Source organism: Shewanella benthica KT99, assembly GCF_000172075.1.
GTDB lineage: Bacteria > Pseudomonadota > Gammaproteobacteria > Enterobacterales > Shewanellaceae > Shewanella > Shewanella benthica_A.
Map to the genome: position 1 here is coordinate 58,181 of NZ_ABIC01000013.1, position 19,644 is coordinate 77,824.

The window sequence follows — 19,644 nt, forward strand, 5'->3', positions numbered from 1 at the left end:
CTGTGCCTTTTTATTATTTATTCTTGGTTAAAGATAGAGCGAATGATAGGATTGGCCAATGACTAAAGATTACAAATTGATGACTGTTGTTTGCATGGTGACTTCTTATGAAACTAGGTGATATTTCTGTTTCTTATATCGAGATCATGCTCAAGGCGATGGCGCACCTTGGGGTCGAGGTCGATGAAATATTGGATAAATATTCTATCGATTCAACATCTTTATCTTCCCCCGATGCTAGGGTGAGTATCCCTAAATTTATGCGTCTGGGTCACGATTGTATACAAGCCAGTGGGTTACCTTGGCTTGGGCTGGTCATGGGAGAGGTTACCACTGTGACCAATTTGGGTATTGCAGGCTTATTGGCCTTGTCTGCCCAAGATCTCAGGCAAGCCTGCCAGCAGATAGCCACCTTCGAGCTGCTCAATAAATATAATTCCAGAGGTCAATCGCAATTCTTTGTGAGTCAGGCGTTTGGTATGGATCAGGATAAGTGCCGGGCGCTGAGTCGAGAGTACGGCGTGGAGGAAGGCCAAGGGGTGTTGATGTTTTATTCCATCAAGCCCTATAACGATTACAACTATTTCGTGGTCGATTCCGTCTTGTCTGGTTGGTGCCAGATAATTAAAGATTTGAGTGGCTGTGATGATGGGATTGAGAAGGTTTGCTTCGAATTTCCAGCGCCGGTTTATGCAAAAAAATACCATGAACTGTTTAATTGCCCGGTACTGTTTGAACAAGCGAGTAACTATATCGTCATCAAAGCCGAAGCATTAGCTTGGTCTTGTATCAATCGAAGTGCGCCAACCTTTGAGTTACTCAGAAGAGGCGCAGATGAAGAGCTGGAAAAAGTGCGTTTGGGATTGAGTTTTCATGAGAAGGTCAGCCGAGTGATAGGCCCTCTGCTTGACGGGAGCACACCGACACTGGAACAAGTCTCGCAGCAGCTGAGCATGGCTCCCTGGACCGTCAGGCGCAAACTCGTGGAGGAGGGGGGCAGTTTTCAACAAACCTTGAATGATACTCGCCGAACCTTAGCCATAAGCTATGTACAGGATACGGCGTTAACTTTAGGTGAAATTGCTTACCTGTTAGGTTTTGGCTCACCTACTGCTTTTCAGCGAGCCTTTAAACGTTGGACGGGCGAAGCGCCGGGGCGCTTCAGAACGACCAATACAAGTGCAAGTAAATAGCAAGCTGCTAAGCGCTCCGTTTTCTCGCTTCTTCTGTGGCACAATTGTCATCTTTTAGCTTACGCCTAAGAATTTTCCCCACGGGCGACATGGGCAGTTCACTCCTGAATTCAAATTGACGTGGGATCTTGTAGCCGGTGAGCTTGCTCTTACAAAACGCCCTGATCTCTTCTCCTGTCAGGGAGGCATTGTCTTGTATGACAACATAGAGCTTGATCGCCTCACCAGTCTTAGCATCTTCAACACCGATAGCGGCGCAGTTAACCACATCAGGGTGAGTCGCGACCACGCTTTCAATTTCGTTGGGAAAGACGTTAAAGCCAGAGACTATGATCATGTCTTTGACCCGGTCGACTATGCTAACGAAACCATCTGCATCGATAATGGCGATATCACCGGTGAGCAGCCATTGCCCATCTTGGGTGAAGGACTCTCGAGTGGCCTTGGGACGATTCCAGTAGCCTTTCATCACCTGAGGGCCTTTGACGCAGAGCTCGCCGCGCTCTCCAATCGCCACTTCGTCACCGAGTGCATCTATGCACTTGAGCGCCGTGTGTTGCAGCGCCTGCCCTACGGTACCTAATCGCTCTAAACCGTTAATCGGGTTCATGCATACGGCGGGTGAACATTCGGTCAGACCATAAGCCTCGGAGATGCCAACACCTGTGAGTGCTTTCCAGCGCTTGGCGGTGTCGTCCATCAGGGCTGTGCCACCGGAGAGGGTGAATTTCAGCTCACTAAAGTCGAGCAGCTTAAAACTCGGGCTCTCCATCAGGGAAACGAATAGGGTGTTAAGCCCCATCAGGCCGTTTATCTTAAAAGGTTTCATCGCCTTGATGAAGGTCTCAGTGTCTCTGGGATTGGCGATAAGTATGCTGTGCTGACCCAGTCTGAAAAATGCCATCAGGTGCACGGTAAACGAGTAGATATGGTACAGGGGAAGGGGGGCGACCATGATCGCCTGGCCCTCTCCAAGCAGAGGCTTGCCATGTTCATCATGCTGATGTGTCACCACGCCAGCTTGGAGCATATTGGCGATAATATTGGTATTGGTGAGCTCGGCGCTCTTAGCAACACCTGTGGTGCCGCCTGTGTACTGCAGAACTATGGTGTCGTCTGGCTTATCGAGGTGGGCTGGGGTAAACCCCTTGCCCAGATGCTGTTTGAGCACTTTTCTAAATGATACCGCCTGAGGAAGATGGTAATTGGGGACCATCTTCTTGATATGCTTGACGGTGGAGTTGATCAATACGCGTTTCACCGCGGGCAGCATATCGGCGAGGCTGGTGGTGATGATCAATTCGAGACTGGTCTCTTTCTGGATATTCTCAACCGACTTGGCGAAAATATCCATGCACAGAAGGGCTTTGACACCCGAATCGTTAAACTGATGGATCATCTCAGGTTCGGTATACAAGGGATTGGTATTGACGATGCGCAGTCCCGCCCGCAAGGCACCAAATACGGCAATGGGGTATTGCAGGGTATTGAGCATCTGAATGGCGATAGCATCACCCGGGACGAGTGAGGTTTGATGTTGCAGGTAATGGGCAAATGCGGCGCTGTAATGGTTAATCTCTTGATAGCTAAGAGTGTGCCCCAAGCTGGTAAATGCCGGTTTATCTGCGTACTTGATAAAGGCCTCTTCGATGGCGTCAATAGCCGAGCCGTATTGTTCTAAGTCGATGGAATCAGAGATCCCAGGGGCGCGTTTACCATTCCAAAACGATGCTTCCATACTTGCCTCAATGCTTGTTCGCGTTGCTGTTTTCTAGTGAGACTAGTTAACACTTCGCGTATTTTAGTTTTTATTAGCGATTATTTAGCCGTTGCCTCTCGACTATTACTTACTTTTTAGAGAATGATAAGTGAACGATAATGACTAAAGATGACAAATTAGTATCCTTAGCTTGCAAGCTCAGCTATAGCTGAGCAAAAACTCTATTGCTGTTCAATGTTCAATGGTGAATGGTGAGTGATGAAGTGGGGGGTTATGAGGGGAACAAAAAAGCCCATTGCAGCGTAGAGCGGCAATGGGCGTTTAAATTTTGTCGTAATAAGTCGGCTCGATAAGAGCTACCGATAGCGCTAGCTAAACGAGCTCCAGATCGGGGCGTGATCCGATGGTTTCTCTATAGCGCGCAGATCGTAATCCACATCGGATTCTACCAGACGTTCATTGAGTGACTTAGTCGCCAGTACCACATCGATGCGCAGGCCGCGGTTATCCACGAAACCCTTGCTACGGTAATCGAACCAGGAGTAACGCTCGGTGCGCTGGGGATGCAGCTCGCGGAAGGTATCGAGTAATCCCCAATCCATCAGGGTCTTCAGCCATTCACGTTCTTCCACCTGGAAGCTACACTTACCGGTTCTTAGCCAACGTTTAGCGTTCGGTTCACCTATGCCTATGTCGAGATCCACAGGTGAGATGTTGATGTCACCGATAATGGCGATATCTTCATCTGGCGTATGGTTCTCGTTCAGGTAGGTCATCAGGTCTTTATAGAACTGACGCTTAGCCGGGTACTTGGTCTCGTGGCTGACGTTGTCACCCTGAGGAAAGTAGCCATTGAGTACCGTTAAAGGGCGGCCATTTTCCTGGGTGAAGGTTGCTATGATCATACGGCGCTGGGCATCTTCACTATCCGTTGGGAAGCCTTTTTGCACCTTGACAGGTTCGAGCTTAGATAACATGGCAACGCCGTAATGGGCCTTGCCACCGTGGTAGTGTACCTTGTAACCCATGGCTTCGACATCGGCAGCCGGAAACACATCATCGTGTGCCTTGGTTTCCTGCAGACCTATGATATCAGGCTGGTGGGCGTCAATTAACGCCTGAAGTTGATGCAGTCTGGCACGAATACCATTGATATTAAAAGAAACTATTTTCATCTATTCAGAGTCCTTCTCTACACGTATGTTATGGCAATACGCGCTTAAATGGCTTAACGATCACCTTGTCATACACGCCAGCGGCAATATAAGGGTCCACATCGGCCCAGGCTTGCGCGTCTTCTAACGAGGGAAAATCGGCAACCACCAGTGAACCGGTAAAGCCCGCTTGCCCCGGGTTTTCGTTGTCGATAGCCGGGTGAGGACCTGCCACTAGCAGACGCCCTTCATCGGCCAATTCTTGTAGGCGTGCCAGATGCTCCGGGCGAGCGGCAAGGCGTTGCTCTAAACTGTTTTCAACATCTTGTGATGAGATCATATACCACATGGTTTTAGTTCCTTTTATTAGGCTAGCTAAACGCCCATACCTGATGTCCTGTGACTCATTATCAGTGCCGGGCTACTTCTTAGTTAACTCTTTCTTATGCTCTTCAGGCATATGTTTAAATAGATAAAATACGGTAACTACGGTGTTCAATAGGGTAAGCGCGGTTAAGCCAAATACTTTGAAATTAACCCAAGTTTCCTGAGACAAGCTGAAGGCCACATAAATATTGATCAGGCCGCAGGCGATGAAGAAGGTCACCCAATACCAGGTGACATGGGCCCAAATTCTGTCTTCGACGATTAATTCTTTGCCTAGCATGCTCTTTAGGATCGGCTTATTGATGAACTGGCTGACTGCCAGAGCGATAGCAAAAAGTGCGTAAACGACGGTTACTTTCCATTTGATGAAGGTGTCATCATGAAACACTAAGGTGAGGGTACCGAAAAAGGTCACCATCACGAAGGTCACCAGATGCATCTTCTCTATCTTCTTGTACAGGGCATAGGTGATGATCAATTGCAGCGCTGTTGCGGCGATCAAGGCACCACTGGCTACATAGATGTCGAATAATTTATAGACAGCAAAAAAGATGACTAGAGGCAGAAAATCGAGCAGTTGTTTCATAGGAATATTATCTAAATGGCGATTCAAAAATGAGAGCCCGAGTTTAACACGGGCGGCGGGTTAAACAAGTAGCATTAGCGGCTTGGCCTAGCTGGGATAAAGCATAGATGATGTAGATGAAATGAGGCTGAAGTCGGTAATGTCTATTGCATCTAAGGTGATTTTTAACACCCTCAAGCGGTTCCCATCTTCCTCATTGAGTGGCTGTGACTCACTCGCATTCGGTTCTGATGAAGAGTTAGCCTTAGATGACGCTGTGAAGTTAGTTAGTTGCTGCTAGTAAGGGGCGCCAGCTCTTAGGCAAGGGTTTTCATTGAGTCGATAAAACGCATTAAACATAAGTATAATCAACGCATTTGAATGAGTTTAAAGCATAAGAGGCGGTTGCGAATTAAGCAAGTTGGAAAAAGTATAGATTTCAGGCTCAATTCATAGTGAAAGTTTATAAGGTTAAGCCCCTTGGTGATTTGTTTCCGTTTTGTTACCGACAAATCTATAATGCGGTATTAATGCAGGGTGAGAATAACAAGATAGTTAACAGATTGGAGTTTTACAAAATATGAAGAGACAGTTGAACGCTGTTAAAAAGGCCGTGGCCTTGTCGATAGGTTTGTTGAGTGTTGCAGCGCATGCAAGTGACACCTTAACCGCAGAAGAGGTGATAGGCTTACAGCAAGTCGCTCAGGCGCAAGTTAGCCCATCGGGTGATCATGTGGCCTTTACCCGTAATGTTCCCAGAGAGCTATACAAGGAAGAGAATGGCTTGCACTGGGCTGAGCTGTATCTTGTCGATGACAAGGGGGTCGAGCGTCCTTATATCACGGGCCAAGTGACGGTGAATAACATTCAGTGGTCTGCCGATGGCAGCCTGATCTATTTCCTTGCCAAGATGGGCGAAGATAAGCACACCTCGCTGTACCAGATCCCCTTTAACGGTGGTCAGGCGCAAAAGACCTTAGGACTGAAAGAGACGGATCTTGCTAGCTATGCCTTAAGTCATGACGGTAAGCAGATCGCCATCATTGCCAAGCCTGCTAAAGATAAAAGCGTTAAAGATCTTGAAAAACTCGGTTTTATGGCCGAAGTTTACGAAGAGAATCTTGAGAATAATCAGCTGTTCGTTATCGATCTGGCGGTAACCGATAAGCCACTCACGCCGATTGCCTGGAACATCGAAGATTATGTCTCGGATGTGCAGTGGTCAGCTAATGGCTCGCAGCTGTTAGTGAAAACTCAGCTAACGGCCTTGATCGATGATAAGTACATGAAGTCACAGTGGCATATCGTCAATGTAGTGAGCCAGAAGGTGGTTACCTCATTTATTACTCAAGGTAAGTTAGGGGGTGCCGAGTTTTCTCATGATGGTCAGTATGTCGCCATTCTAGGTGCAGAAGATATGCACGACCCAGCTGCTGGCCGTCTATATCTTGCGGAAACTAAAACGGGCAAGATCAGCGAGTGGCTGCCAAATCACTTAGGTCATGTGAGTGATTTTGAGTGGAAAAATGATAAAAACGAGCTCTATTTTATCACTAATATCGACACCGACTCTGTGCTTGGCTTAATCAAGCCTGGCAGCAATGATTACGAGGTGGTGGTTAAAGCGGGTAAGTTTATCGCTTCACAGCTGAGCATCTCAGATTCTGATAAGACGATTGCACTAAGGGCCAATACGGCTCAGCATCCGAACGAAGTCTACATGCTCAGAGGCAGTAAGCATAAGGCGACGCGCTTGAGTAACTCGAACACTTGGCTCGATGAGAAGCGTCTCGCTAAACAAGAATCTATCTCCTTCAAGGCTAAAGATGGCGTCGAGATCGCTGGTGTACTTATCTACCCACTCGACTATAAAAAGGGGCAGCGTTATCCGCTTATCATGTCCGTTCACGGCGGCCCTGAAAGTCATGATAAAGACGGTTGGTTGACTAATTACTCACGTCCTGGTCAGCTGGGTGCGACCCAAGGGTACGCCGTCTTCTATCCGAACTACCGTGGTAGCACAGGCAAGGGCGTCGATTATTCTAAGCTTGGTCAGAATGATTATGCGGGTAAAGAGTTCGATGACTTAGTCGAGTTTAAAGACCATTTAGTTAATATGGGCTTAGTCGATAGCAAGAAGGTCGGTATTACCGGTGGTTCATACGGTGGTTATGCCTCGGCTTGGGCGGCGACTAAACTGACTAAGCATTTCGCTGCCAGCGTGATGTTTGTCGGTGTGACCAACCAGCTATCTAAGTTTGGTACGACGGACATCTCAAACGAGATGCATCTGGTTCACGCACGCTCTTACCCTTGGGATAAGTGGCAGTGGTACCTGGAACGCAGCCCAATCTATTGGGCGGGTCAGTCTGAAACGCCACTGCTTATTATGCATGGTAAGGATGACCCTAGGGTTCACCCGGCTCAGTCCATGGAGCTATACCGCTACATGAAAGTGCAGGGCAAGGTTGTACGTCTGGTGTATTACCCGGGTGAAGGCCATGGTAACCGCAAGGCTGCCGCTCAGTACGACTATCACCTGCGCATGATGCGTTGGATGGACCATTACCTGAAGAATAACGGTAAAGAGATGCCAGCGAATGAGTTAGATCATAAAGCTAATCTCGAGGCGGTTAAGAAGGACGCTTAATAGCATCATTGCTTACCGCTAACAACAAAAACGCCTGAGCATGCTCGGCGTTTTTTTGTTTATTCATCGCTGTGATTATGGAACAGAGTCATTAACGCCTTATCAGGTAACGAATATGTGGACCATTTTGTTCGATGCTGAGCACGGTATAGCCATGGTTTTTCGCATCCGGTGGAATATTATTGATAGATTGCCCACAATCGGTCACCACCTCAAGTATCTCGCCCTTTTTAAGTGACTCCATCGCTTCAAGCGTTGCGACGGCTGGATAGGGACAAGACTCGCCAAATATCTCTAAATTATAATCGGGAATAATGTTAGCGGTATCTAGTTGTGGATCAGTTTGAGCTGTCATACAGGCTCCTTGGCCAATGCTGTATTAGCTTTGGTTAAATTAGTTTCAATTGTATTAAAGTGCTCGTTTGGGGGTTGGTGCCCCTTGTTGCGGGCGCGTCGGGCGAAAAAACGCTTCTCCCAGAAAAGCACAAAGGCGAAACTGATGGCTAACATCAAATAGGTCAGCAGCAGGCCACCAATATTACCAAATTGGTTAAGCATATTTATCTTGTCCCAGCTCGTTGCCAAAGGCTCGGCGATATCCTCCCACAGATAGGCTAATATCGTTGCACCTATTATGTTACCTGCGCCCACCCACCAGAAGTGAACTTGCCCCTCAACGGCGCGGTACATCCAGCCGGTCTCACAACCGCCAGCGATCACTATGCCAAAGCCAAATAGTAGCCCGCCAATGATGGCGTTAGGACCAGCCCATAAGATCTTAGGAGACATACCCAGTTGCAGGTAGCTGTAAATCCCTATGGTACTGACTGCCATGCCGATAATAATCGCCTTGGCCATATGGGTTCGGCCGGTGATCCACATATCGCGAAAGGCTGAGGTGAAACAGATCTGAGCACGCTCAATCAATAGACCAAAGGCGAGTCCAAACAGCAGGGCAAAGCCCAGACGTGGAGAATCAAACATCAGAAACATTGCGCTGGCAAGAGCACCGAAGAAGACAAGCATACCTAAAACAAAGTGACGTCGAGTGCGGCTAGTATTTTGACTAAGTTTGCTTGGTTTTGAGACCTTTTTCAGCTTAATAGGGGTCCTGAAAAATGGCATTAAGCTCACTCTGGCGCCAAAATAGGAACCAATAGCGGTGGCAATAAGAAAGAACCAGGCATGCAGTGAAAACTGTGGAATACCGGTAAACAGTGCACCTAAGTTACAGCCCATCGCAAGCCGCGCTCCAAAACCCGCAATAATGCCGCCAATTAGTGCCTGCATTATCCTTATTCGATTTTTTGGCATGCGCAGTTTGACATTATTAGCCCAAAGCGCTGCGGAAAAACAGCCTGAAAACATCCCCATAATCATCATACCACCTACGCGGTCCAGCGGTGTCCCCTCGAGTTTTATTAACTGAAAGTACTGCCACTTCTCAGGCTCAAAACCGAGCATCTGCAATAGGTGACCGCCCCAGCGGGTGAACTCCCCGGTGACAGCCCAAGTGGAGCCTGTTAGTCCAAAAAAGTAGACTGATAAAACTCCCATGGCGATCACCGCCGGAGTGGGTGACCAAAACCGGATCAGGTATTGCTCTTTAAATGTGTGCCACATAGTTAATCTCAAAATTGTTAGACCTGCAAACAGGCGTTATTGAGTCGCTGTTACCGAGTGATTGAAGTAGAAATATCTTGAATGATCGAGGGGATCTAGGCTGAGATTTTCTGAGTTTGGGTTAATGGTTAATACTGTGATCTGTTAAATACAAATGACTCACAATTTACGTGCTAGAGTATATGCATTAAATCAATGGGGTAGATGTGATTGAGGTCACGTTGATTCGATTCTAGACGTGCTGTCGCTAGCCGTTTCTTCTATGTGTGATCGGCATATCGCTTATGAAGGCAGGTTGGGATAAAAAAATAAATATAATAGGAGTTGGTACCATTTCTCAATGACACATAGAAAAAGCGCCAACTTTTTACTGCTGGCGCTACGTTATACGACTAGTAATTAATTCGTCCTAAGTACAGTATGAAGGCTAGGTCGCCGCCTTCATATTACGGGTAAACTCACCGAGTTTAGCTAACAGTGCGGTTTCATCATCTTTATTAGCCGCGATGATCTTCACTACCGCCGAGCCTGAGATAATACCGGCAGCGCCCGCTTCTATGGCCGCTGTGACTTGCGCAGGCTCTGCGATACCGAACCCCAGCAGTGGCGGCGCACCGTTAAACTCTTTGAGGCGAGATAAGATCTCACCGATGGGCATACCGGCTTTCGATTCTGTACCCGTGACGCCGGCGCGTGAAAGCAAGTAAGTGTAGCCTTCGCCTTTCTCACTCACCATTTTTAGCGTGTCACGATCGGCATTGGGTGGTGCGATAAAGATAGGGGCAACATTGTGGGCCTTGGCCGAAGCGATAAAGGGCTCGGCTTCCTCTACCGGCACATCGGCGATAAGCACAGAGTCCACGCCGGCAGCCTGGGCCTTAGCGTAGAAGTTATCGATAGTTTTGGTATAAACCAAGTTAGCATAGAGCAAGAGGCCGATGGGCAGTTCTGGGTATTTGGCGCGAATTACCGTGAGCATCTCAAAACACTGAGTCGGCGTGGTGCCGGACTCGAGTGAGCGCAGGTTGGCGGCCTGGATGACCGGGCCATCGGCCAATGGATCTGAGAAGGGGAACCCCAGCTCAAGGGCATCGGCACCATTTTCGACTAAACAGTCGATGATCTTCAGTGATAGCTCTGGGCTTGGATCGCCTAAGGTCACGAATGGCACAAACGCGCCCTGATTTTTTTGTTTCAATGCGGCAAATACTGCCTGGTAACGGCCTGCTTGTTTAGATTCGGTCATCGCCGCTCTCCTCTCTTTGCTGCGCTTTCTCGCTTTCATTTTGTTGCGCTTTCTCTCGCTGTTCCAGAATATCAGCGACGGTGAAGATATCTTTATCACCTCGGCCCGATAGGTTCACCACTAAGATGGTTTCCTTGGTGGCTTTTTCTGCCAGCTTGAGTGCATACGCTATGGCGTGTGATGACTCCAGCGCCGGGATAATCCCTTCACAACGAGCCAGTAGCTGGAAGGCGTCCAGCGCCTCATCATCGGTTGCTGACTCATAAGTCGCGCGGCCAGTAGCGGCAAGGTGAGCATGCTGAGGACCCACAGATGGAAAGTCGAGCCCCGCCGAGATTGAATATGACTCCTGGATCTGACCTTCGCTGTCTTGCATCAAGGGCGCTTTCATGCCGAAGAAGATGCCTGTCTTGCCGTGTTTAAGTGGCGCGCCATGCATGGAGGTATGGAGGCCAAGACCCGCAGGCTCGACACCGATAAGTTGTACACTTTCTTCGTCGATAAAGTCGGCGAACATGCCGATGGCATTTGATCCACCCCCGACACAGGCGATAACCGCGTCGGGCAGACAGCCTTCACGTTCAAATAGCTGCCTCTTGGTCTCTTCGCCAATCATGCGCTGAAATTCACGCACAATAGTGGGGAAGGGATGTGGACCGGCAGCGGTGCCCAGTAGATAGTGGGCCTTTTCATAGCTACCTGACCAGTCGCGCATGGCTTCGTTACAGGCATCTTTAAGGGTCGCTGAGCCTGAGGTGACCGGAATGACTTCCGCGCCCATCAGCTTCATTCTAAAGACGTTAGGAGATTGGCGTTCCATGTCTTTGGCGCCCATGTACACCTTACACTTAAGGCCTAACAGGGCGCAGGCAAGAGCGGTTGCAACGCCGTGTTGTCCCGCGCCAGTTTCGGCGATGATCTCTTTCTTGCCCATGCGCTTGGCAAGCAGGGCCTGACCCAAAACCTGGTTGGTCTTGTGGGCACCGCCGTGAAGCAGATCTTCACGCTTGAGGTAGATTTTTACCAGGGGATTGGGACTCAAGTTACGGGTCAAGGTCAGCGCCGTTGGGCGACCGGCATAGTTTTTCAACAGGTCGCTGAATTCGGCTTGAAAGGCCTCATCTTCTTGTGCTTCAATAAACGCCGTTTCGAGCTGTTTCAGTGCCGGCACCAATATCTGCGGTACGTACATACCGCCATATTCGCCGAAGTAAGGGTCGAGTTTGGTCATAGTGTTATCCTTAAATAGATCTGCTGCGCATCTCTATCGATGCCACTGCGTGGCGTAAATTAACTGTGGTCAAAGGCTTAGCGCCTTTTATCAATTTAGTACAGTCTAAGAGCTGCAAAGGTTGATTGGATCAGTTGATGATCTTTCACCCCGGGTGCGCTCTCTAGACCTGAGTTGAAATCCAGGCCGTAAAATCCTTGTTTGCTCGCGTCATTGGCATTGTCTGCATCTAAGCCGCCGGCGAGCATGGCGTCTTGTTTATTCGGCAGGGACCGTTGCCAGTCGAAGCTAAGGCCGGTGCCACCAAATTGTTCGCCTTTTGCTTTGCTGCGTTTGCTGTCGAACAAGATGCGATCGGCATTCGTTGGGACTGCAAGCTCACTGTCGGTTTGCTCTGAATCAAGATTAACCGCCACGGCTTTCCAGATTTTTGCTTGGCTGCCCGCGGCTGCTAAGGCGCTACGCACTTGGGCGATATCATACTCAGATTCACTGCCGTGAAGCTGAACCGCAAACAGCTCGAGGGACGACGCGAGTTCGGCGATCACTGCTGCCGACTCGTTAACAAAGACGCCGACAAAATTGAGCTGCTTACCCGAGGCTCTATGAGCCGTTAGCAGAGACTTAGCCTTGTCTGGCGTGATATAGCGAGGAGACTTTTCGGCGAAGATGAGTCCGCCATAGATGGCGCCAGCATCGGCGACGGCATTGGCATCTTCAACCGATGTGAGGCCGCAGACCTTGTTGTGGCCGAGCGTCAATGTACGACAAGCCAGGTCTAAGTCATCCGCTGCCATCAATGAGCTGCCGACCAGGAAGCCATCGACCAGTGGACTCAGGCGGCGAACTTGTGCCTGATTGTAGATCCCTGACTCGCTGATCACCACGCGATCCGCCGGGATACGTGGTGCGAGTTTCTCTGTGGTGGCCAAGTCGGTAGACAAGTCACGCAGGTTGCGGTTATTGATGCCTATGATGTTGGCATCGAGTGCGATGGCGCGCTCGAGCTCGGCTTCATTGCTCACCTCTGTGAGTATGTCGAGCTGGTACTTGGCAGCCTCAAAGGCTAGCGCGCGGTATTGGTCATCATCGAGTACAGACAACATCAATAGAATGGCATCTGCGCCTTGGTGAGCGGCGAGCTTAACTTGATAGTTGTCGACGAAGAAGTCTTTACAGAGAATCGGCTGCTTAACCCGGGCACGAACCTTAGGGATATAGTCCATGTCGCCCTGAAAAAATTGCTCGTCGGTGAGCACTGAGATCCCCGCAGCATAGTCATTGTAGACATCGGCAATGGCCTCGACATCGAAATCTGCGCGGATAAGGCCTTTGGATGGGCTGGCTTTCTTGCACTCGAAGATAAAACCGGCATTGGGAGCGCGTAATGCCCCGAATAAGCTGCGATCCGATATTTGGGGCTTAAGGCTAGCTTCCGGGAAGCGCAGTTTCAGTGCTTCTATATGCGCAGCCTTAGTCGCGACGATTCTGGTCAATACGTTACTGGTTTCAGCAGGGCTCTGTTGGCTGTCACCGCTTTCTCTACTGTTAGTGTTAATATCTGCTATTGAACTGCTCACGCTATGACTCCTCATCCTGTGTTTCATCTGGTTTGGCTGCTGCACTGGCGCTGGCAAGCTGCTCGAGTAAACCGTAGGCCTTACCACTGGCTAGGGTCTCGAGTGCCAAGGCTGTGCCCGATTTGACTGAGTCACACACGCCTGAGATGTAAAGCACGCAACCTGCGTTGGCGGCAACCGCGTGACTGTGGGCGGCTTGGCCATGCCCTTGCAGTATGGCGCGAGTGAATTTTGCGTTCTGTTCGGGTGTGCCACCTTCGAGATCCTTAAGCTCAGCCGGGGTTATGCCTAACTCATCCGGGGTGAGCCGATATTGTTTTATCTCGCCGTCAACCAGCTCACAGACTAAGGTGTCACCGTGGATGGCCACTTCGTCCAAGCCACTGCCATGGACCACCATGGCGCGCTTCATGCCTAATGCCTTCAATACCTCGGCGATGGGCTTAACCAGTTCACTGCTGTATACACCGAGCAAGATGAAATCAGGATGAGATGGATTGATCAGTGGACCGAGTACATTAAACAGGGTGCGGGTCTTCAGTGCCTGACGCACAGGTACCGCGTGACGCACGCCACCATGATAATGAGGGGCAAACAGGAAGCACAGGCCGAATTCATCGAGACAATCTCGCGCGGTTTCCGGCGCCATGGTCAAGTCGATACCGAACTGGGCAAGTAGATCCGATGACCCGGACTTGCTCGAGACACTACGATTACCATGTTTGGCCACCTTGGCCCCCGCTGCCGCGGCCACGAAGGCTGCGGTAGTGGAGATATTGATGGTGTTGTGGCCATCGCCGCCGGTACCGACGATATCGACGATGCCTTGAGCACGTGTCGCATCACTCGGGGATGGAAATGGTCTCGCCGCTGCGCGCAGGGCATCGGCCGCGCCTGAGATCTCCTCGATAGTCTCGCCGCGCATCTTCATGGCGATAAGCATGCCGGCCATGGCGACTGGGCTCATCTCACCTTGAATAATGGCGTCAACCAGAGATTTTGCCTCGGCGCGGGTTGCACTTTGGCCTGCATAGAGCTTATCTAACAGAGGTTGAAGCTGGCTCATTGTGCATCTCCTGTTTTTGTTGAGGCACTGGCACCTTCATCGGTTAAGTAGTTCAGGGTTTGCGTTAACAGTTGGCTGCCGAGTGTGGTTAAAATTGACTCAGGGTGAAATTGAAAACCGACTGCTTTATGACGCTTATGGGAGATAGCCATAGGCATCTCTTCGGTTGTGGCTATCACCTCGAGGCAATCGGGCACTTGAGTAGCCACTAAACTGTGATAGCGGGCGACAGGCAGCGGCGAGGGCAGGCCGGCAAAGATCCCGACTGCATCGTGGAAGGTCGGGCTGGCCTTGCCGTGAACCACCTGTGGGGCGCGCTCTACTTTTCCGCCGTAGTGCTCAACCATGGCTTGATGACCGAGACAAATGCCCAACATAGGCACCTTACCGGCAAGTTTGCCGATAAGCGCCATCAGGCAGCCCGCTTCATGGGGCGCGCCGGGTCCGGGCGAGAGTACCAGGGTCGCCTTGTCTGCTTCGTTTAGCAGTTTTTCTGCGATAAAGTCTGCGCTAAGATCGTTACGATAGATAACCACCTCGAAGCCTAAGCTTCTGAATTGATCCACCAGGTTGTAGGTGAACGAATCGAAATTATCTAACAGGTAAATTTTCATAGTCCGCCTCCAATTTTTATTGCGCTTATCACCGCCTGCGCCTTTTGACGGGTTTCGTCGGCTTCGGCCTGTGGATCTGAGTCAAATACCACGCCAGCTCCAGCCTGGATATGGGCGATGCCCTCTTTTACGAAGGCAGAGCGGATGACGATACAGGTATCCATGTCGCCAAGGCCATTGAGGTAACCAGCCGCGCCGCCATAGCTGCCGCGCCTACTTTTCTCGACACCGCGAATGAGTTGCGATGCGCTGACCTTAGGTGCGCCGGTCAATGTGCCCATGTTCATGCAGGCCTGGTAGGCGTGCAGGGCATCGAGATCGGTACGTAGTTGACCTGTGACGCGACTGACTAAGTGCATCACATGGGAGTATCGGTCTACTTTCAATAACTCAGGGATCTTGCGGGTGCCGCTTTGGCTGATACGCGCCACATCATTACGGGCCAGGTCAACCAACATCAAGTGCTCGGACAGCTCCTTCTTATCCAGACGCAGCTCGAGTTCGATACGGCTATCGAGATCGGCATCTATCTGGCCATCGGCTGTCTTGCCCCGTTGACGGGTGCCGGCAATGGGGTAAATCTCCACCTGATTGGATTGGGTCTCATATTTGAGCGCGCTCTCGGGGGATGCGCCAAACAGGGTAAAATCATCGCCCCTGAAATAGAACATATACGGGCTAGGGTTCGTCAGTCGGAGGGCGCGGTAAGCCCCGAGTGTGTTGGGACATGGCAAGCTGAAACTGCGTGACGGCACCACCTGAAAGATATCACCGGCGACAATATGACACTTAAGCGCATTGACCGTGTCTTTAAACGTCTCATCCGAGATATCCACCGAGACTTCGGCGGTGACCGGGATGAATTCGGCAGCGGCCGCGACCCGTTCAATTTGCGCCTTGACTGAATCGACGCGGTTGGCGAGTACCTTGGCATATTCAGCCTTGAGCGTAGGCTCAGAGATAAAGTTATGGGTGACGATATTGGCGGTTTCTTGCTGACGGTCGACTGTGATGAGGGTTTCGGCCAGGTAAAACAGATAGTCCGGGCAAGTGTTTGCACCATAGGGCACCTGGGGCAGGGGCTCGACGGTATCGATAAGATCGTAGGCCAGTACGCCACCTAAGAAGAGATCTTCAAATGCCGGACTGGTGCCGCAATCAATCTCTTTAACTAAAGCGCGCAGACCATCTAAGGGAGAAGTGGATTTGAGTCTGGCATCTTCATCTAGCTGCGCGGTTTGTTTGGCTAATGTCAGCTTGAGTCTATTTTTTTCTAAGTTTGAACGGGCACTATGAAAGAAGGTTTGAATCGGTGACAGCAGAGATTGGCCATTGTCGGTCAAGGCGGTGAAGGTCAGTTGATAACCTTCACAACGTATCATTAGGGCGGCATCGGTGAGGATCAGGCTCTTAATATTATCCTTGCTCTCAATTTCTGCAGATTCTAGCAACATGGTGTGAGGCGCATCTTGGGTGAGATGCTGATATAAACTTAAAGGATCATCCGGGTAGGAGATCCGCTCCTTACTCGTGGTGACTTGAGCTAGTTTCATCTGTTGTCTCTCTTCTGTGTTCAATTCTTTATATAAGCGCTTAAATATCGGCTTGTTTCTAATTGGTTATTTTTACTTTACTCAAAATCGGGTACAAAAAAGCCCGCATCTTGTGCGGGCTGCTTGTTGAATCTTGTCTCTTTTACATGAGCACAGAATTTCACACCACCCGCTAAGTTGGGAAGTGCCACCACCAATTGATGTTTTGTGCTTGAAAAAGTGTCTTCATCTGGAAATTGTTTCTCTTGTTAGAGTGAGAACATGTAAAAGTTAAATGCCATCAGTTACTAGATAAAAGTGCATTCGATAGCTATATAAAAGCATTAGCGAGTCAATGATGTCAATTGAATATTTCTATATCTGATCTTATTTATGTTTATTCCCCTTTTGCTAACAAACTCAAGTAGAATAAGTCCATGACAGATGAAATATTATTAATCGATCTCCATAGCCACACCAAGGCTTCAGATGGTCAACTCAGCCCCAGCGAACTGATTGAAAGAGCGATTGTAAATGGTGTGCAGATGTTTGCGATCACCGACCACGATACCACCGCAGGATTAGCCGAAGCTCACGCCTATAATCAAAATCATGAGTCCCCTTTAACCTTAATCAATGGTGTCGAAATCTCGACGCGCTGGCATAATCACGATATTCATATTGTGGGCCTCAATGTGAGCTTACGAGATGAAGGCTTCGAAGCTTTTCTGGCAAACCAGAGAGACTTGCGTGAACTCAGAGCCAAAGAGATAGGCATAAGGCTAGCTAAAGCTGGCATTGAAGGGGCCTATGACGGGGCGAAAGCCTTGGCTGGGGGCGCCGCATTGAGCCGAGGGCATTATGCACGTTGGCTGGCCAATAATGAATATGCTACCAGCATGGCAAATGTATTTAAGAAATACCTGGCGCGCGGTAAAACGGGCTACGTGCCTAATAACTGGTCAGATATGGCCACGGCTATCGACAAGATACACCAGGCTGGCGGTGTCGCAATTTTAGCTCATCCCAGTGGCTATAAGTTGTCGGCTAAATGGGTGAAACGTCTGGTGCGGGAATTTAAAGAGGCCGGTGGTGATGCCATGGAAGTGGTTGGCAGTCGTCAGACCATAGAAGATCGTAATAACTTAATCGCATTAAGCCTGCAAAATGAGTTAGCCGCCTCTCTTGGCAGTGATTTTCATTTTACTGGCAGTTTTATTGAGCTTGGCAAGAGTATGTTTCAGCCCAAGGGTGTTAATTGGGTGTGGCAGATGGACGGTTGGAATGGTGCGCGAATTGTCTCTCAAGCCTAGGCGCATTTGTCCCCGGCTTTCTCGAGCACTTTTTCGAGAACTTGCTTGAGAGCTTTTCTTAGAACCTAGCCGAGCTAAACCCCACAGATTTGAAGTATTGGAAATAGAGTATATGAGTCAGTTTTTTTACGTACACGAAGAAAATCCCCAGCCGCGTTTGATTAATCAGGCGGTCAATGCCCTCAAGAATGGCGGAGTCATAGTTTACCCCACAGATTCGGGTTATGCCTTGGGTTGCATGCTGGGTAACAAAGATGCCATGAGCCGTATGGCGCGTATTCGTCAGATTGATAACGATCATAATTTCTCCCTCATGTGTCGCGATCAGTCTGAATTATCGACCTATGCCAAGGTCGATAATCAGGCATATCGCGTGCTCAAACATCATACGCCGGGACCTTACACCTTTATTTTTAAGGCCAGTAAAGAGGTACCCAAGCGTCTGCAGAACCCTAAGAAAAAGACCATTGGTATCCGGGTGCCGGATAATGTTATCGCGCTAGCCCTGCTTGAAGCCTTGGATGCGCCTTTGATGTCGACCAGTTTGATTCTACCTGGTGAAGAGTTTACCGAGTCAGATCCTGAGCATATTCGCGATATTCTGGAACATCAGGTCGATGCGATCATACATGGCGGCTACCTAGGTGAGAAGCCAACGACAGTGATCGACATGTCAGATGGCGATATGGTAGTGATCCGTGAAGGCGCCGGAGATATCAGCCCCTTTATCTAGCTTCCAATTAGTTAACTCCCTTCAGTCGACGCCCGCTATGGGCGTTTCACTCTCGTCATATCCGCCAGCCATATCGGCTAATTATCTGTGCAACTCATGGTGAACAAGGTATAATCGCGCGCTGGTTCGTTTGCTCGCCTTTATTTAAGGGCTCAATGGGCCGCCTAAGGTTTTGTTTTATGCGGTTATGACTGGCTGTAAACAAGAGTATAATCAAAGTGTTAGACTGGTTTAAGCTGAGGAGTGCGATGCAAGGGTCTCAAAAAAGTTTGCCCTTGGCGATTGTCAGAGGCGAGCCGATAAATCAGCTTCCCACCGATCTTTTTATTCCGCCAGAAGCACTGGAAGTGTTTCTTGAGTCGTTTGAAGGCCCGTTAGATTTACTCTTATATCTGATCCGTAAGCAGAAACTCGATGTTGTAGAGCTGCCAATATGGCCTGTGACTAAGCAATATCTTGAGTATATTGAGCTACTGCAAGGCGCAAAAGTCGAGCTTGCCGCCGATTATTTAGTCATGGCAGCCACCCTTGCTGAGATTAAGTCTCGTTTATTACTGCCTAGACCCGTGACCGAAGTTGAAGAGGAGGAAGATCCTCGTGCTCGGCTAATACGTCAGCTTAAGGCCTATGAGGTGATTAGAGAGGCGCAGCAGCAACTCGATGATTTGCCCAGACTCGAGCGAGATGTGTTTCAGGCTAAGGTCACACCCGCAGCGGATATCAAGCCTGTGCTAGTGCCCCCTCAAGTGTCCCTGACTGAGATCGCCTTGGCATTTGGTGCCGTCATGAAGCGAATCGAGGCGACAGAGCATCACCATGTCAGGCGTGAAGTCTTGTCGACGCGTGAACGAATGACACAGATCTTGGCCAAGCTAGATGGTGAGGAATACTTACCATTTGAAGCACTTTTTGATGCCAAAGAAGGGCGCAGTGGTGTGGTAGTCAGTTTTTTAGCCTTGATGGAACTGGTTAAAGAGTTATTGGTCGAGCTGGTGCAGAGTGACCCATTTTCAACCATACATGTTAGGGCGTATTGA

At 49.5% G+C, this 19,644-nt stretch carries 17 protein-coding genes and 1 other annotated feature; of the genes, 5 read left to right on the forward strand and 12 right to left on the reverse strand.

Features of this window, described 5'->3' with window-relative positions:
* Positions 1 to 107: 107 nt before the first annotated feature.
* Positions 108 to 1,193 carry an AraC family transcriptional regulator gene (locus KT99_RS08320; protein ID WP_005498902.1) on the forward strand — a complete coding sequence of 362 codons (1,086 nt, stop codon included), beginning with the start codon at positions 108 to 110 and terminating at the stop codon, positions 1,191 to 1,193.
* 7 nt (positions 1,194 to 1,200) lie between these two features.
* Here KT99_RS08320 and KT99_RS08325 read toward each other — a convergent pair whose 3' ends face one another.
* The 4 genes from KT99_RS08325 to KT99_RS08340 form a co-directional block, all read right to left on the reverse strand.
* On the reverse strand, positions 1,201 to 2,931 hold the full coding sequence (locus KT99_RS08325) for an AMP-binding protein (RefSeq protein WP_005498911.1): 1,731 nt from the start codon (positions 2,929 to 2,931) through the stop codon (positions 1,201 to 1,203).
* A gap of 350 nt (positions 2,932 to 3,281) precedes the next feature.
* Positions 3,282 to 4,088 carry an exodeoxyribonuclease III gene (gene xthA / locus KT99_RS08330; RefSeq protein ID WP_005498913.1) on the reverse strand — a complete coding sequence of 269 codons (807 nt, stop codon included), beginning with the start codon at positions 4,086 to 4,088 and terminating at the stop codon, positions 3,282 to 3,284.
* 28 nt (positions 4,089 to 4,116) lie between these two features.
* A complete protein-coding gene (locus KT99_RS08335; protein ID WP_005498915.1) occupies positions 4,117 to 4,416 on the reverse strand; it encodes a YciI family protein in 300 nt (99 codons plus the stop codon).
* 72 nt (positions 4,417 to 4,488) lie between these two features.
* Positions 4,489 to 5,040, reverse strand: coding sequence for a septation protein A (locus tag KT99_RS08340; protein ID WP_005498917.1), 552 nt, complete (start codon positions 5,038 to 5,040; stop codon positions 4,489 to 4,491).
* A gap of 559 nt (positions 5,041 to 5,599) precedes the next feature.
* On the opposite strand from KT99_RS08340, the gene KT99_RS08345 reads away from it, so the two are divergent.
* Positions 5,600 to 7,669: a S9 family peptidase gene (locus KT99_RS08345; protein WP_005498919.1), complete on the forward strand. Its 2,070-nt coding sequence runs from the start codon at positions 5,600 to 5,602 to the stop codon at positions 7,667 to 7,669.
* Between the two features lie 91 nt (positions 7,670 to 7,760).
* Here KT99_RS08345 and yedF read toward each other — a convergent pair whose 3' ends face one another.
* The 8 genes from yedF to KT99_RS08385 form a co-directional block, all read right to left on the reverse strand.
* On the reverse strand, positions 7,761 to 8,024 hold the full coding sequence (gene yedF / locus KT99_RS08350; protein ID WP_005498930.1) for a sulfurtransferase-like selenium metabolism protein YedF: 264 nt from the start codon (positions 8,022 to 8,024) through the stop codon (positions 7,761 to 7,763).
* A complete protein-coding gene (gene yedE, locus KT99_RS08355; protein ID WP_005498933.1) occupies positions 8,021 to 9,292 on the reverse strand; it encodes a selenium metabolism membrane protein YedE/FdhT in 1,272 nt (423 codons plus the stop codon). The genes yedF and yedE overlap by 4 nt, the downstream gene beginning before the upstream one ends.
* Before the next feature lie 427 nt (positions 9,293 to 9,719).
* Entirely contained in the window at positions 9,720 to 10,538 is an 819-nt protein-coding gene (trpA, locus tag KT99_RS08360) for a tryptophan synthase subunit alpha (RefSeq protein ID WP_005498934.1), read from the reverse strand.
* Complete coding sequence (trpB, locus tag KT99_RS08365) at positions 10,525 to 11,769, reverse strand: tryptophan synthase subunit beta (protein WP_005498935.1); 1,245 nt, start codon at positions 11,767 to 11,769, stop codon at positions 10,525 to 10,527. The genes trpA and trpB overlap by 14 nt, the downstream gene beginning before the upstream one ends.
* A gap of 95 nt (positions 11,770 to 11,864) precedes the next feature.
* Positions 11,865 to 13,364, reverse strand: coding sequence for a bifunctional indole-3-glycerol-phosphate synthase TrpC/phosphoribosylanthranilate isomerase TrpF (trpCF, locus tag KT99_RS08370; RefSeq protein WP_040571756.1), 1,500 nt, complete (start codon positions 13,362 to 13,364; stop codon positions 11,865 to 11,867).
* Positions 13,351 to 14,415, reverse strand: coding sequence for an anthranilate phosphoribosyltransferase (gene trpD, locus KT99_RS08375; protein WP_005498938.1), 1,065 nt, complete (start codon positions 14,413 to 14,415; stop codon positions 13,351 to 13,353). Before trpD ends, trpCF begins: the two co-directional genes overlap by 14 nt.
* Positions 14,412 to 15,029: an aminodeoxychorismate/anthranilate synthase component II gene (locus KT99_RS08380; protein WP_005498939.1), complete on the reverse strand. Its 618-nt coding sequence runs from the start codon at positions 15,027 to 15,029 to the stop codon at positions 14,412 to 14,414. The genes trpD and KT99_RS08380 overlap by 4 nt, the downstream gene beginning before the upstream one ends.
* Positions 15,026 to 16,582, reverse strand: coding sequence for an anthranilate synthase component 1 (locus KT99_RS08385; RefSeq protein ID WP_005498940.1), 1,557 nt, complete (start codon positions 16,580 to 16,582; stop codon positions 15,026 to 15,028). Before KT99_RS08385 ends, KT99_RS08380 begins: the two co-directional genes overlap by 4 nt.
* 93 nt (positions 16,583 to 16,675) lie before the next feature.
* Positions 16,676 to 16,784, reverse strand: a sequence feature (Trp leader region).
* A 214-nt stretch (positions 16,785 to 16,998) separates the two neighbouring features.
* On the opposite strand from KT99_RS08385, the gene rnm reads away from it, so the two are divergent.
* From rnm to KT99_RS08400, 3 genes are all read left to right on the forward strand, one after another.
* A complete protein-coding gene (rnm, locus tag KT99_RS08390; RefSeq protein ID WP_005498941.1) occupies positions 16,999 to 17,874 on the forward strand; it encodes an RNase RNM in 876 nt (291 codons plus the stop codon).
* 112 nt (positions 17,875 to 17,986) lie between these two features.
* On the forward strand, positions 17,987 to 18,607 hold the full coding sequence (locus KT99_RS08395) for an L-threonylcarbamoyladenylate synthase (RefSeq protein WP_005498942.1): 621 nt from the start codon (positions 17,987 to 17,989) through the stop codon (positions 18,605 to 18,607).
* 248 nt (positions 18,608 to 18,855) lie between these two features.
* Positions 18,856 to 19,644 (forward strand): segregation and condensation protein A, encoded by a 789-nt coding sequence (locus KT99_RS08400; RefSeq protein ID WP_005498943.1) that lies wholly within the window; start codon positions 18,856 to 18,858, stop codon positions 19,642 to 19,644.